Origin of the sequence: Phormidesmis priestleyi BC1401, assembly GCF_001650195.1 — a bacterium.
Taxonomy (GTDB): domain Bacteria; phylum Cyanobacteriota; class Cyanobacteriia; order Leptolyngbyales; family Leptolyngbyaceae; genus Phormidesmis_A; species Phormidesmis_A priestleyi_B.
This window is the reverse complement of the sequence record NZ_LXYR01000013.1, coordinates 1-12,593: the sequence shown is the minus strand read 5'-3', so window position 1 is coordinate 12,593 and position 12,593 is coordinate 1. Positions and strand designations below refer to the sequence as shown.

Sequence of the window (12,593 nt, the reverse complement as noted above, 5' to 3'; positions counted from 1 at the left end):
AGAGAAAATGCAGAAAAAGTCTTTGATTGCTTGTGTAGGAATGTTCGCTATCTTAGTAGGCGGTTGTGCCTCAGAGCAATCGAGTAATCCTCCTGCAAGTCCTTCTCCTGTTGCGGCGCAGCCTTTCTCAAAGCCTTTGGTCTCTGAGAAGAATGGCGACAAAAAAGCAAATTTAGCCACCACTCGAATTCCCGGTCTGCTGCAACTGACTGACCCTGATGAGCGGGCACGTCAAGTTCAGTCTGAAATTAACGTCAAAAAAAGTCAGACTGATCCCTTCGCGAATCTGGCTCCATTAATCACTTTTAGAACTCCTGCCGGAAATTCTGGCACACCAAGAGACCCCAATGCAACTGGATCAGGAACGGGAACAGGGGAGCGCACAGGACTGCCTCAACCTCCAAGTTCTCCTCAAGCATCTCAAGGTTCCCAAGCTCCTCAATCCAGAACTTCGCAGAGAGCAGCGTCTCAATCGAGTAATTCGCAGAGAGCAGCGTCTCGCTCATCCATTCCCACAACTGCATTTAGACCTTCTATACCGACGATCGCGGCACTGCCGCCACTGCCGGAACCAACTCTGGCTAGAGCCGTAGAAGTTTCTGGCGTTATCGTGGTCGGTGGCGTTGCAGAAGCGATCGTCAAAGCGCCTAACGAGGCAACCACCCGCTATGTCAGGGCAGGTCAGCGTCTCTCAAATGGGCAGATTTTGGTCAAGCGAATCGAGGTTAACGGTGGCTCTGACCCGATCGTGATTCTAGAACAAAACGGCGTTGAGGTATCAAGAGCAGTGGGGGATAAGCCCTCTGTGGCAAGCGGCTCACCGACGGCGATGGCAGCACCGACCTTTCAGTTTCGCGGTTAGACTCCCCCATGCGATTTACAGCAGTCTCATCTCCTCTGAACTAGGTAGACGCTAGAGTTAAAGAGTTACTTTAGCTGCTGGGTCTATCTACAGTGGAGCTATGCTATGACGACCACAGATTACGAAGCAAATTCTAACGTCTGGAGTGCTGCATTTCCGGCTCCTCAACCCAATCAAGATACTGACCTACTCAGACAGATTGGGTTTATTCCAAGGCTAAAGGAAGTTTTGACACTGCGACAGGTGCATGGGTTAGAGCACGCGACGGTCTGGATTTTGAGCGGCGCGGCTCATGCCTCAATTTCTGGAGACAACCGTAATCAGGCATCCAAAAACAGCGATGGGCTAGGTGGATTGTCTACCGAGCAAGGATTTTATCTCTATGGTCAGGTGAAAACGTCGGAGGTCAGCCGTGCTGTGAGTGAGGCGCTCAGACGAATTAAAAGCGAATGGAACCTAGCCGTTCATCCTCGCTGTGGCACCAATTTATCAGTAGAGATAGTTTTGACAGCAGGGCTAGCGTGGGGGGCATTTATGCTGTTGCCTAAAGGACCGATCGAGCAACTTCTTGGCTTCGGGGTTGCCGCTACCGCAGCCGCTCAACTCACACCCGACTTGGGTCGAGTGGTTCAGCAATATATCACGACTGCAATTCCATTTAACCTAGAAGTGCAGGATATTTCTGTTGTGCAAGATGCTTGGGGTCGTTCTGCTCATTTTGTGCAAGTGCAGTGGATCGAGTAAAAAAATGTAGCCCGATCGGACAGGCTACACCGATGATTTTTAGAAAAATTGAATCAATTAACCAATTTCAACCTGGTCGGCATCGACTGCCGACGCGCCGTTGACGTTATTGGCGATCGTGATCAGCTTGTTTAAGATCTCTTGACTAGGGGCTGTGCCCTTGAGAACAACCGTGCTGCCCGTCTGCGCTACGTAGACATGATCAACGTCGGCGACCTCAGAATCTTGGTCAAATGCTAGAGCCACTCGTTTTGCGAGTCCGCTTTGATCATATTCGCCATTTAAGCCCACTCGCTCGATCGGAATTTCTTCGGCAGCCGGGGCATCCGCAGGAACACTCATCGGGGCTTGAGCCACTGCTTGTCCACTGATTGCCTGCTGAGGGTCTTGGGGTTTTTCCTGCCCAAATAGTCTTTGTAACCAACCCATAAAAGCCTTTGCTCCACGTAAAGTCTACACAGCTTGATTAAAGTGGCTAGATCATTAAAGCGCATCTACCCATAGCGAGAATAATATCTGGTAGAAAGGATATCAGGCGGTTTGGCTAAACACATTTGTTAGTCAGGGCGCTCGATCGCAACTCGTTCCCGGTATTCGTGAGGTTGCGCGATAGAATGAGAAAATGCAATTTTTCTATCGAAAAACACGGTGATGAAGCACACCCTTTCTGTTTTGGTTGAAGACGAAGCCGGGGTTTTGACTCGGATTGCGGGCTTATTTGCCCGTCGGGGGTTTAATATCGAAAGTCTGGCGGTCGGTCCAGCAGAGCAGATGGGCGTTTCGCGGATCACGATGGTGGTACCAGGAGACGATCGCAGCATTGAGCAGTTGACCAAACAACTCTATAAGCTAATCAACGTAATCAAGGTGCAAGACATCACCGAAGTTCCATGCGTGGAGCGGGAGTTGATGTTGCTAAAAGTGAATGCTGGAAGCACGAGTCGATCTGAGATTGTCGAATTGGCTCAGATTTTTCGCGCCCGCGTGGTCGATGTGTCAGAAGACTCACTGACATTAGAAGTGGTGGGCGACCCAGGCAAGATGGTGGCGATCGTTCAAGTGCTCAACAAGTTTGGGATTCGTGAAATCGCCCGCACCGGAAAAATCGCGCTGACCCGCGAGTCAGGCGTTAACACTGAGTTTCTCAAACTGCTGGAAGCCAAGGTCTGATGCAGATGGCTGTAGAACCCGTGATTGATTAAATCGGATACGCGATCGTCACTCCAGATCCGCCATCTTCAGGAGGAGCCAACTCAAATCGCTGAATGCGCGGATGCTGCTGCAAAAACGCATGAACGCCCTGCCGCAGTTTACCTGTGCCATGACCGTGAATAATCCAAATCGCTCCACCGACTTCCGAAATGGCTCGATCGAGCAAAATTTCGGCATCGGCAACGCGATTGCCGCGAATGTCAACGGTGTTGCGCGACGTGCGAATAACGGGAGCAGGAGAAGGCGGCGGAGTTTTTTCCTCGGAACGGCGATCGTCCGGTTTACGCTCTCGTTTGGCAGGTTTCTCGCCCGTCAACGATTCAACGTCTTGCATAGGAACGGTCATCTTCATCAAACCAAACCGCACGACCAGTTCTTCATCGTCTGAGACGTTAATCACTTCGGCAGTTTGCCCCAATCGAGGAATGCGGACTTTATCGCCCACCTGCGGACGAAATCCCGGTTTAGGTTTGGCAGGCTGACGAGACGGAAGCTGTTTTTCAGCAATGCGGTTTAGGGCATCGGTGGCTTGCTGGGCATCTTGAGCAGTGACATTGCCCTTTTGCAATTGGCGAATCACCGTCGCGATTTCAGCTTTTGCCTGCGTGATCGCCTCCTGAACGGCTTTTTCTTGCGCCTGTTGCAGCGATCGCTCCCGTTCATGTAGATTGGCTGCTTTTTCGGAGACTTGCCGATACAACTGCTCGGCGCTCTCTAAGATTTTTGCCGCTTCTTGGGCTTTGGTTTCCTGTCGTCGCCGCTGAGATTCTAATCCGGCAATCACCTGGTTGACATCTTCAGACGCGCCACCCACCTGTTCTTGAGCGCGTTGAATCACGTCTTCGTTGAGTCCGAGGCGGCGGGCGATCGTCAGCGCATTCGATCGTCCAGGAATGCCCCACAGCAGGCGATAGGTGGGAGACAACGAGACATCATCAAACTCAACCGAGGCATTCTCAAAGCGATCGTCTTCATATTTCAGCGCCTTGAGTTCGCCGAAGTGAGTCGTGGCGATCGTCAGTGCCGCGTGTTCGGCGAGATATTTGAGAAGAGCGATCGCCAGAGCGCTGCCCTCCGTCGGGTCAGTTCCGGCTCCGACTTCATCTAATAGAACCAGAGAATTTGAGGCGAATTTTGTATCAGAATCTTCTGACTTCAGTGAGTCCGAATCGATGGTCAGCGCATCCAGAATGCGACTAATCCGCCGGATGTGACCCGAAAATGTGGAGAGGCTTTGCTCTAGGGATTGTTCGTCGCCAATATCGGCAAGAATTTGGTCAAACCACGGTAATTCTACAGGCTCACGAGCCGGAATAAATAGCCCGACTTTTGCCATCAAAATCGCTAGAGCAAACGTTTTGAGCGTAACGGTTTTTCCGCCTGTGTTAGGACCTGTGATCGCCACCACTTTAATATGAGGCTGGATCAAAAGGTCGATCGGAACCACCGATCGACCCTGTTCGTGCTGCTGTTGCCAAACCAAAAGCGGATGGCGCAGTTGACGCAGGGTAACGGGTTCTGAAGCCGCGTTTTCTGTCGCGACGTAATTGATAAATCGCGGCGGATTGGCTTCCAGCCAAAGGCTGTAGCGCGCACGAGCTGTCGCCAAATCCAGGGTAGTGCAGATTACAAGCAGTCGTTCTAGATCCTCGTTGACCGCAGACACCTGTTCGGTCAAAACTCGTCGAACGGCTTCTTCCTCAACTTGTTCTTGACGCTGTAATTGGCGAAGTTGATTATTAAACTGCACCGTCGAATTTGGCTCAATATAAAGCGTTGCTCCACTCACCGACGTGTCGTGAACGATGCCAGGAACCGCATCTTTTTGAGGTGCCTTCACCGGAACAACATATCGCCCGTCTCGCTGCGTGATTAGCTGCTCTTGCATCGCATTTGCCTGACGCTGAATCAATCGCTGCAAGACATCGTAGACCCGATCGCGCAGTTGCTTTTGCTTTGCCCGAATCTCAGCCAGTTTAGGACTCGCCCGCTCACTCACCTTGCTGTCATCATTGATGCAGCGATAAATCTCTTGCTCAAGGTCAGGATAGGTTCGCAGCTCAGACACGAGGGCACTTAAGACAGGAATCTCGTCCTGGTTGTCGATCGTGCGTCGCAGTGTTCTAGCACCGGATAAGGTTTTGGCGATCGCCAGCAGTTCGGCTCCTGACAAAATTCCTTGCAGGGCGGCACGTTCGAGCGCTTCGCCAATGTCATCAATGCCATCAAAGCGCAACCCACTGGGCAGACGACTCTCTAAGCTATAGACTTCTTGAGTTTGCGCTAACAGCGTCAAAGTGTCTTGCTGACGAGCCGGAATTTTGAGCCGACGAGCGGCGATCGCACCGAGTTTTGTGGCGGCAAAGGTCGCTAAATGCTGACAAAGGCGCGACCACTCCAATAGTTCTAACGTCTCCGATTGGATCAAAGCTTAAAATCTGTAAAGGCTACTGATCTCATTCTAGAAGGCTGCGGGAGGAAGATTGAGGGAGGAATCCGACAATGGATAGATCTGATTTTTTAAGTAGTAGATTCTGCTAAAACTTACCTTTATATTTTTGGTAGATTAAACTATAAGTATTAGAATAGAGATTCGTCGTTTTCGGGCTGCCACTGTGTTTACTACTCTTTCTTCTCCCAAGATTGGCTTGCCTCGTGATTTGTTTGGCGCGATCGCCGATCTCAAGCGCGAACTCAATGCAGTAGTTTTGGCGCACTACTATCAAGATCCTGATATTCAAGACATTGCCGATTATTTGGGTGACTCTTTGGGGCTTTCGCAACAAGCCGCGAAGACTGAGGCAGACGTAATTGTCTTTGCAGGCGTGCATTTCATGGCAGAAACGGCGAAGATTCTCAACCCTAATAAGCTGGTGTTGCTGCCAGATTTAGAGGCGGGTTGCTCTCTAGCCGATAGCTGTCCGCCCGATGCGTTTGCTCAATTTAAGACAAATCACCCCGACCATTTGGTAATTTCTTACATAAATTGCACAGCAGACATCAAGGCAATGAGTGACATCATTTGCACCAGCGCGAACGCTGTGTCGATCGTGCGTCAAATCCCCGCCGAGCAGCCGATTATTTTTGCGCCCGATCGCAACCTCGGCAAATATGTAATGGAGCAAACCGGGCGAGAGATGGTGCTTTGGCAAGGAAGCTGCATGGTACACGAAACCTTCTCTGAGAAGAAGCTGGTGCAGCTTAAAGTTCAGCATCCCAACGCGGAAGTGATTGCTCACCCAGAATGTGAACCCGCGGTGTTGCGCCACGCAGACTACATCGGTTCTACAACGGCTTTGCTGAACTATTGCCAGAAAAGTTCGAGTCAGGCTTTTATCGTAGCAACCGAAGCAGGAATTCTTCACCAAATGGAGAAAGCTGCACCGAACAAGACCTTCATCCCCGCTCCGCCGATGCAAAACTGTGCGTGCAACGAATGCCCTCACATGCGGCTCAACACGTTAGAAAAGCTGTATTTGGCAATGAAGACACGATCGCCAGAAATCACGTTGCCCGAACACACTCGTCTCGCTGCCCTACGTCCCATTCAACGAATGCTAGAGATGAGCGTTTGACCTCCATTTTATGCAACCTCACCGAACTCTTACAAACCCTGCCTTCGCGATCGCGTCCTGCCCCTGATCTGACAGCAGCAAATTTGCGTAGGCTTCTCCTGCCTGTTGTTCGGTGCCTCCGTTTTGCTTCACCACCACAAATAAATTGTGGATAATCGGGTAGCTGTCATCCTGAAACGCCTGAATATTTAACTGATTGCGTCGCGCTGGGCACTGATTAACTAAAGGCTCTTGATAAGGAGTCACTAGCTTATCTGCCGTTTGCCCGATCTCCAACGGTTCAACGGTGCACTGAGGCACCAATTCGGGCGCAGACGCAAAATAAATTCCGCCGGGCGTGTTGGCGAGTTTTTACAGCGCCTGAGTCGTCGAGACAATTTAAGCGTTGCTGAATCTGGCTATGAAACAATTTCTGAGAGCCGCTCTGTCCAGAATCTAGCGAAATCATAGTGTCATTCAGCAACGCCAGAAAATTCTCATCGTTGAATCGGAACAAAATCGAAGCCTGAACCAAACCGATCGCCCCGTGACACTTTCACAAGCTGAATTCCTACATTACGATCGCCCGATGGCAAAAATCGCACCGTCTCTGCCGCACCCGTCGCCGAAAAATCTGGAGACAGCAGCGCTTGCTGAACTCCAGATCGAGTTGGGTCACGCTGAAGGGCTGCCGCCAAAGCCTGCACCGCATCGTAAGAGATCGCCGTCCGCCAGTTGACATCGCCGCCCCACAGCGATCGAGACTTTCCTGCAAAGACAGAACTAGGATTGCCATTAATATGCCACGGCACTGAGATCACCATATCGACGGCTTGCTGTCCACCGACCTCCAAGGTTTTGGGCGCATAGACATCATCCCCTGCCAGCAGACTCATCCGACGCTGATTGACCTGAACGACCTGAAGCGCCTTGTCAAGCGTGCCCGTATTAGGTGCCAGCATTAGCGCTTTTACGCCTTGTTTCAGCGATCGATCAACGGCTGTCGCCGCGCTAAAATCAGGAGCCGACAGATCATATTCACCTGACACCTGCCCCCCGGCTAACGCGATCGCTCGACTGAATTCCGATTTGAGCGATTGACTATAAGCGCTTTGAGAATTGAAAAACACCGCTATGTTCTTCTGCTGTAACGTTTTGACGGTGTAGTCTGCCAAAGCTCCCGCCGCGATATAGTCGCTTGGCACCGTGCGAAAAATATATTTCCCGAAGCCAGAGAGCTTGACGGTGGTGCTGATTGGAGAGATGCACACCAGCCCTCCCGTATTGTAGACACTCGCGGCGGCAAGAGTAACATCACTGGCATAGTGTCCCACGACTCCCAGCACTTCGGGCTTTTGCACCAAGATGTTCGCCATTTGTTGGGCGATCTCAGGATTATTGTCATCGCTGACGATCGCCACTTTTAACGGCACCCCTTTTACACCTCCTGCCTGATTCACCTCGCTTTGTGCCTGAGCCACTCCGCGCAAAATCTCTAAACTCCCGTTGGGGTCAGCGCTCACCGGAACGGCAACAGCGATCGTATAGGATTTGTTCGTTCCAATCCGAGCGTTATTGAGATAGAGCAGCGTTTCGGGCGAATTGCGAGACGTTTGCAGCGCTGACTCAAACTGGGTCACAGCTTGACCATATTGTTGAGCCGCCATCGCTGCCACCCCTGCCTGCTTTGCTTGAGCAAACGCGGGATTATCCGCCCTACTTTCGACCGGAACTAAAATTCGTTCACCCTGACTAAGGCGATCGCTTGTCGAACCCATCTGGCTAGCGATCGGATTATTGAATGAAATGGGCGATCGTGGCATCAACAGCCAAAAACCTGCTCCCAGCAATCCAGCCGTGATCAGAAGCGAAAGAACAAGAACTGGAGTTTCGTTTTTTTGAGACATAAGCAAAGAGGTTAGCAACCTACACGATTTTCAGCCACAAATGCAATATCGCCAATCAATTGCCTATAGATTAAGGCTTCACGGGCTTAAGCGTAAATTCCTCAAGACTATTTACCGAATTCTGTCGGCTTCAAAAAAATCTAGCGAGTAGTTTGTAGATTAAGCGAAACAGAGCCGTCACCGCGATCGCACTCAGTCCTCCAGAAACCGCTAGCACTGCAACCGCTAAGAATCCGTTCCCTAAAGCCAGCCCCGCCACCACTGCATGAAGTGCAGGGAGGAATCCAATCACTGCAAACGTGATGCCTGCCAAAATTACCAGGTCAACTTTCTCGATAATGCGGCGAGACTGAACGACCACCAGCCCGATCGAGAGCGCCAGCCAAAGCCCTGCACTGATCGGGGCGGGAATCGGGAGGCTAAATAGCGCGATCGCTAACAATGCCCCTTCGCAGCCCGTAAATGCGGCGGCTCCCAATAGCTCTAAAATCGAAAACGGATGCACCGATGCCCGTTGTGGAATCTGCTGAGACTTTGAGACCGCAGCAGGTAGAGACGTAGTGGGAGTGGGTAAAGGCGCTGGCTGAGGTGGCGGTTGGGGTCGCTGTGGGCGAACGACAAGTGCCTCTAATACGTCTATGGCAGACTGGAATCGCTGATCGGGAACAGGCAGCAGCATTTTATCGAGCACATCAGCAAGCTGTTGGCTCGTCTGCACAAAGCTCTGCCATTTCCAAGAATTGTTGTAGGCATTAAATAGCTCTGGAGGCTGCTTTCCAGTTAGCAGCATAATGCAAGTGACTGCCAGCGCATACAAATCGGTAGAGGGATAGACTTCATCGCCCGACACCTGCTCTGGTGGGGCAAATCCTAAAGAATAAATGCTCGTGGATGCTTTCGAGCCGCCTGCGGTGGTAGCATATTTTACCGCACCAAAATCAAGTAAATAAAGCCGTCCGTTGAGGTTCCACATGATGTTAGATGGCTTGATATCGCGATGGATCGAGCCGTTTTCATGAACAAACTGCAAGATCTTCAGCGTTTCTCTCAGCACGTCCAGCACGTTAGACTCAGAAAATTTGCCCTGCCGAATTAGCCTTTCTTCTAACGTCTCACCATCAATAAACTCTTGAACGAGGTAAAAGAATTTATCCTCGGTCGCCTGATGAGGGCTAGGAATCGACAGCTCGAAAAAGGCAAACAAATCAGGAATTTGAGAATGCTCTCTGCCCAACTGCTCAAGCGCTTCTGCTTCTCGCTCAAACAGATCTTGAGCCATCTGCAACTGATTAGGCGTGAGCCGACCCGACGGCTGAAACTGCTTGACCACACACTGCCGCAAACCGGGAGTATAGCGATCGCGCGCCAAAAATGCGGCTCCAAAGCCTCCTTGACCAAGCAGTTTTGTCGTCAGATATCGGTCAGCCAAAATCAGCGACATGCCGCAGTTAGTGCAAAACTTTTGCTTGACTGTTTTTAGCGTGGTGAGATGATCGAGATCGTTGAAGAAGTTAGTCGGTTTTGAGCAACCCGGACGGGTGCAATAAAGCTGCATACAGACGATCGAGGGGCGTTTAACGTTTAAATTAGCCTATGATCGCCCGTCTCAGGCGATTTTTTGAGATCTCTAATCACCGTCGGGGGCAACTCGACTGAGATTTGACGCGTGCAGCATGGCTCTCAGGTTTTGTGGCTCTACAGCGTTTGGTGCCTGTTTACGCTCAAAGCTGACGGGCTGATTGGTAAATCGGGGCAAAATTTCTCGACAAAACGCCTCGGCTGCCTTCGATCGATAGCGATTGGGATTGATAATTACCGATAACATCCGTTTCACCACCACATCATTGATCCTGGCACGATGCAGCAGTCCCATTTGCAACTCCTTCTCGATCGCGGAGACCGACACAAAAGATGCGCCCAACCCAGCCTGCACTGCATTTTTGATGGCTTCGATCGAGTTCAGTTCCATCTCGATTTTGAGGCGACGGGTTTCAATCCCACAGCGAGCCAGAACCTGATCAATCACCTTCCGAATCGTCGATTGAGAGTCAAGCGCGATGAATTGCAGCCGATACAAATCATCTTTTTGAATCACTTCAGTCCGCGCTAACGGATGCAAGGTGGGGAGAATCAGTGCGAGTTCGTCTTCGGCATAGGGAATGATCTCTAAAGAATCTTGCAGTTCGGGGGAAATCTCGCCGCCGATAATCGCCAAATCGATTTGCCCGTTTGCCACACTCCAAGACGTTCGCCGTGTGGAATGCACATGCAACTGCACCGCCACGTCGGGATATTGTTGTCGGAACATCCCAATCATTCGGGGGAGTAAATAGGTTCCTGTCGTCTGGCTTGCGCCGATAATTAGAGAGCCACCCTGGAGGTTTTGCAAATCTTCTACCGCTCTGCATGTCTCTTGACAGAGGGTGAGAATCTTCTCGCCATAGTTGAGGAGCAGATGTCCGGCTTCTGTCAATTGCGCCCGTCGTCCGCCCCGATCGAACAACGGCACATCTAACTGTCGCTCAAGATTTTGCACCTGCAAACTCACGGCAGGCTGCGACACATAGAGGCTATCAGCCGCACGCTTAAAGCTGCCCTCGCTGGCGATCGCTTTGAGAATGCGTAACTGATCCAAAGTAAACGGAAGGTCAGACATACGGCTAAACCTAAACTGTGTAAGGAGCTTCGAGTAAACATCAACGCAGGAGGGCAACCGATTAAAGGGGCAACAGAAACCATTACCGATTTATAGAATCTCCTTAAATGCAAGATGTGACGCGGATTGTAGAGAAACGTAACTTAAAGAATCTATGAAACAGGAGGGAATCGAAGACTTTCTGAATCTACCAGGAATCGTGAGCGTTGCCCTAATAGATGGGCAATCGCAACCGTTTTTTGCTGACCTCGATCGAGCATTTAATCTTCAGCAAAAGGAAGCCCTTTCTCAAGGCGTTCTTCAAGTGATTGAAACGATCCCCGAAGGCTTTGAATCGTTTGAATTTCAATTTTCAGCCTATCAGGTTTACATTTATAAAATAGTGTTTGGGCGAGTTCTTCTGGTTTTAGCTCGTCAAACTTTAGATTATTCAGATTACTTGCAAAAGATTGAATTCGTTCGAGAGGCAATTCAAGCCGATTTTGAGGGCGTGATCGCCACTCTGAGAACGCTCACCGTCAGTCAAACTCCTGACGAACCGATCGAGAAACCCAAACCTCAGCCCCCATCTGCAACGCTTCAAGATCTTTTAGCTGCCCTTAACCACCTCAGCAGGTTCACCACTCAATATTTGGGGATTCCGGTCATCGTCAATTATCTCAAGTCCACCCGTCCTGATCAGGAGTGGTTGCAGCAATTTCAGATCGATCGAGCGGCTCACATCAGTTTCTCTAGTAAGTAGGTAGGCACAATTAAACTGAAGACCCTTATCCCCTAACCCCTTCTCCTCAAGGAGAAGAGGAACTAGATTCTGGCTCCCTCTCCTGCGGGAGAGGGCTGGGGTGAGGGCATCTCCGGCATTTTATGTTTAATTAAGTCTGTCTACTTTTAGGAACCGATATCTCTCTCAGCACTGAACAACAGCAGTGGATTCGAGACTGGATAACGGGATTTATTCGACGCTGTTCGCAAGTGGTGCGCGACTTTGCCGTGATCGTGGAGCAAAAAGCGCTCAATCCTCAGCAAATCGCGCTGCTGCTCCCCTAATGTTTCACCTACTTAGATAGAAATCATCATGGCTAAAACTGTCAGACTCGAACCGATCGCTCAAGAAACCTCCGTCGAGACCAACGGAAATCTCCTCTCCATACTTGATCAACAAAGACTTAGACGTGCTGAGAGAATGTGGCGGACGTGGAATGTGTGCCACCTGCCACGTTTACGTTCAAAGCGGCATGGAGTCGCTGTCGACGGTTAATCGGCGACAGCAACGCACTTTAGAAGTGATTACTTCCTGCAAGACAAATTCTCGCTAACTCCTAAGAAACACACTCCGGAGCAGTGGATTTAGGAACAAGGTCAAACCCCAGAGTTAGCGCCTTTTTCTTCAGGTTTTTAACGATCCGTTCTTGATACTTCTGCTGGGCTGCGTCCATGCCCGGATCGACATAGGATTGGTTCGATGTCCAGAGGTGATAGAAAATCCGTGCCAGTTTGTGCGCCGTTGCGGTAATGGCCTTGGGGGTGCCCATCCGAGCTTGCATTCGACGATGGAAAGCGCCTAGGGCAGAATGGGAACGACAGAGCGTTTGGGCTGCGATGCGGAGCGCGGTAGCGACCCGATTAGCCACTTGCCGAGTTTTAGAGCTTTTCCGCTT

The 12,593-nt window shown here is 50.7% G+C and carries 12 protein-coding genes and 1 pseudogene; 6 read left to right on the top strand and 7 right to left on the bottom strand.

Annotated features, from left to right (window positions below; all coding sequences use genetic code 11):
- The first annotated feature begins 7 nt into the window (after positions 1-7).
- Together A8707_RS09285 and A8707_RS09280 are read left to right on the top strand one after the other, a co-directional pair.
- The gene (locus A8707_RS09285) at positions 8-862 is read left to right on the top strand and encodes a hypothetical protein (protein WP_068816536.1); all 855 of its coding nucleotides are present in this window, start codon (positions 8-10) and stop codon (positions 860-862) included.
- Positions 863-967: 105 nt separating this feature from the next.
- Positions 968-1,606: a DUF6391 domain-containing protein gene (locus tag A8707_RS09280; RefSeq protein WP_068816535.1), complete on the top strand. Its 639-nt coding sequence runs from the start codon at positions 968-970 to the stop codon at positions 1,604-1,606.
- Between the two features lie 57 nt (positions 1,607-1,663).
- Here the strand turns inward: A8707_RS09280 and A8707_RS09275 are convergent, their stop codons facing one another.
- Positions 1,664-2,035, bottom strand: a complete 372-nt coding sequence (locus A8707_RS09275; protein ID WP_068816534.1) for a phospholipid-binding protein — start codon at positions 2,033-2,035, stop codon at positions 1,664-1,666.
- Positions 2,036-2,257: 222 nt separating this feature from the next.
- Between A8707_RS09275 and ilvN the strand changes: the two genes are divergently transcribed.
- Positions 2,258-2,776, top strand: coding sequence for an acetolactate synthase small subunit (ilvN, locus tag A8707_RS09270; protein ID WP_068816533.1), 519 nt, complete (start codon positions 2,258-2,260; stop codon positions 2,774-2,776).
- Between the two features lie 28 nt (positions 2,777-2,804).
- Here ilvN and A8707_RS09265 read toward each other — a convergent pair whose 3' ends face one another.
- Entirely contained in the window at positions 2,805-5,246 is a 2,442-nt protein-coding gene (locus A8707_RS09265; RefSeq protein WP_068816532.1) for an endonuclease MutS2, read from the bottom strand.
- 187 nt (positions 5,247-5,433) lie between these two features.
- On the opposite strand from A8707_RS09265, the gene nadA reads away from it, so the two are divergent.
- Complete coding sequence (gene nadA, locus A8707_RS09260; RefSeq protein ID WP_068816531.1) at positions 5,434-6,393, top strand: quinolinate synthase NadA; 960 nt, start codon at positions 5,434-5,436, stop codon at positions 6,391-6,393.
- An 18-nt stretch (positions 6,394-6,411) separates the two neighbouring features.
- On the opposite strand, the gene A8707_RS09255 is transcribed toward nadA, so the two are convergent.
- From A8707_RS09255 to A8707_RS09240, 4 genes are all read right to left on the bottom strand, one after another.
- Positions 6,412-6,693 (bottom strand): hypothetical protein, encoded by a 282-nt coding sequence (locus tag A8707_RS09255; protein ID WP_068816530.1) that lies wholly within the window; start codon positions 6,691-6,693, stop codon positions 6,412-6,414.
- 176 nt (positions 6,694-6,869) lie between these two features.
- The gene (locus tag A8707_RS09250; protein WP_068816529.1) at positions 6,870-8,279 is read right to left on the bottom strand and encodes an ABC transporter substrate-binding protein; all 1,410 of its coding nucleotides are present in this window, start codon (positions 8,277-8,279) and stop codon (positions 6,870-6,872) included.
- A 130-nt stretch (positions 8,280-8,409) separates the two neighbouring features.
- The gene (locus A8707_RS09245; RefSeq protein WP_068816528.1) at positions 8,410-9,834 is read right to left on the bottom strand and encodes a serine/threonine-protein kinase; all 1,425 of its coding nucleotides are present in this window, start codon (positions 9,832-9,834) and stop codon (positions 8,410-8,412) included.
- Between the two features lie 72 nt (positions 9,835-9,906).
- Positions 9,907-10,935 (bottom strand): LysR family transcriptional regulator, encoded by a 1,029-nt coding sequence (locus A8707_RS09240; RefSeq protein WP_068816527.1) that lies wholly within the window; start codon positions 10,933-10,935, stop codon positions 9,907-9,909.
- Between the two features lie 154 nt (positions 10,936-11,089).
- Here A8707_RS09240 and A8707_RS09235 point away from each other — a divergent pair, with 154 nt between their 5' ends.
- Both A8707_RS09235 and A8707_RS26770 read left to right on the top strand, forming a co-directional pair.
- Positions 11,090-11,677, top strand: coding sequence for a hypothetical protein (locus A8707_RS09235; protein ID WP_068816526.1), 588 nt, complete (start codon positions 11,090-11,092; stop codon positions 11,675-11,677).
- A 409-nt stretch (positions 11,678-12,086) separates the two neighbouring features.
- Positions 12,087-12,251, top strand: a complete 165-nt coding sequence (locus tag A8707_RS26770) for a 2Fe-2S iron-sulfur cluster-binding protein (RefSeq protein ID WP_331711694.1) — start codon at positions 12,087-12,089, stop codon at positions 12,249-12,251.
- Positions 12,252-12,254: 3 nt separating this feature from the next.
- Here A8707_RS26770 and A8707_RS29015 read toward each other — a convergent pair.
- Positions 12,255-12,593: pseudogene (locus tag A8707_RS29015) on the bottom strand (IS110 family transposase); the annotation flags it as partial.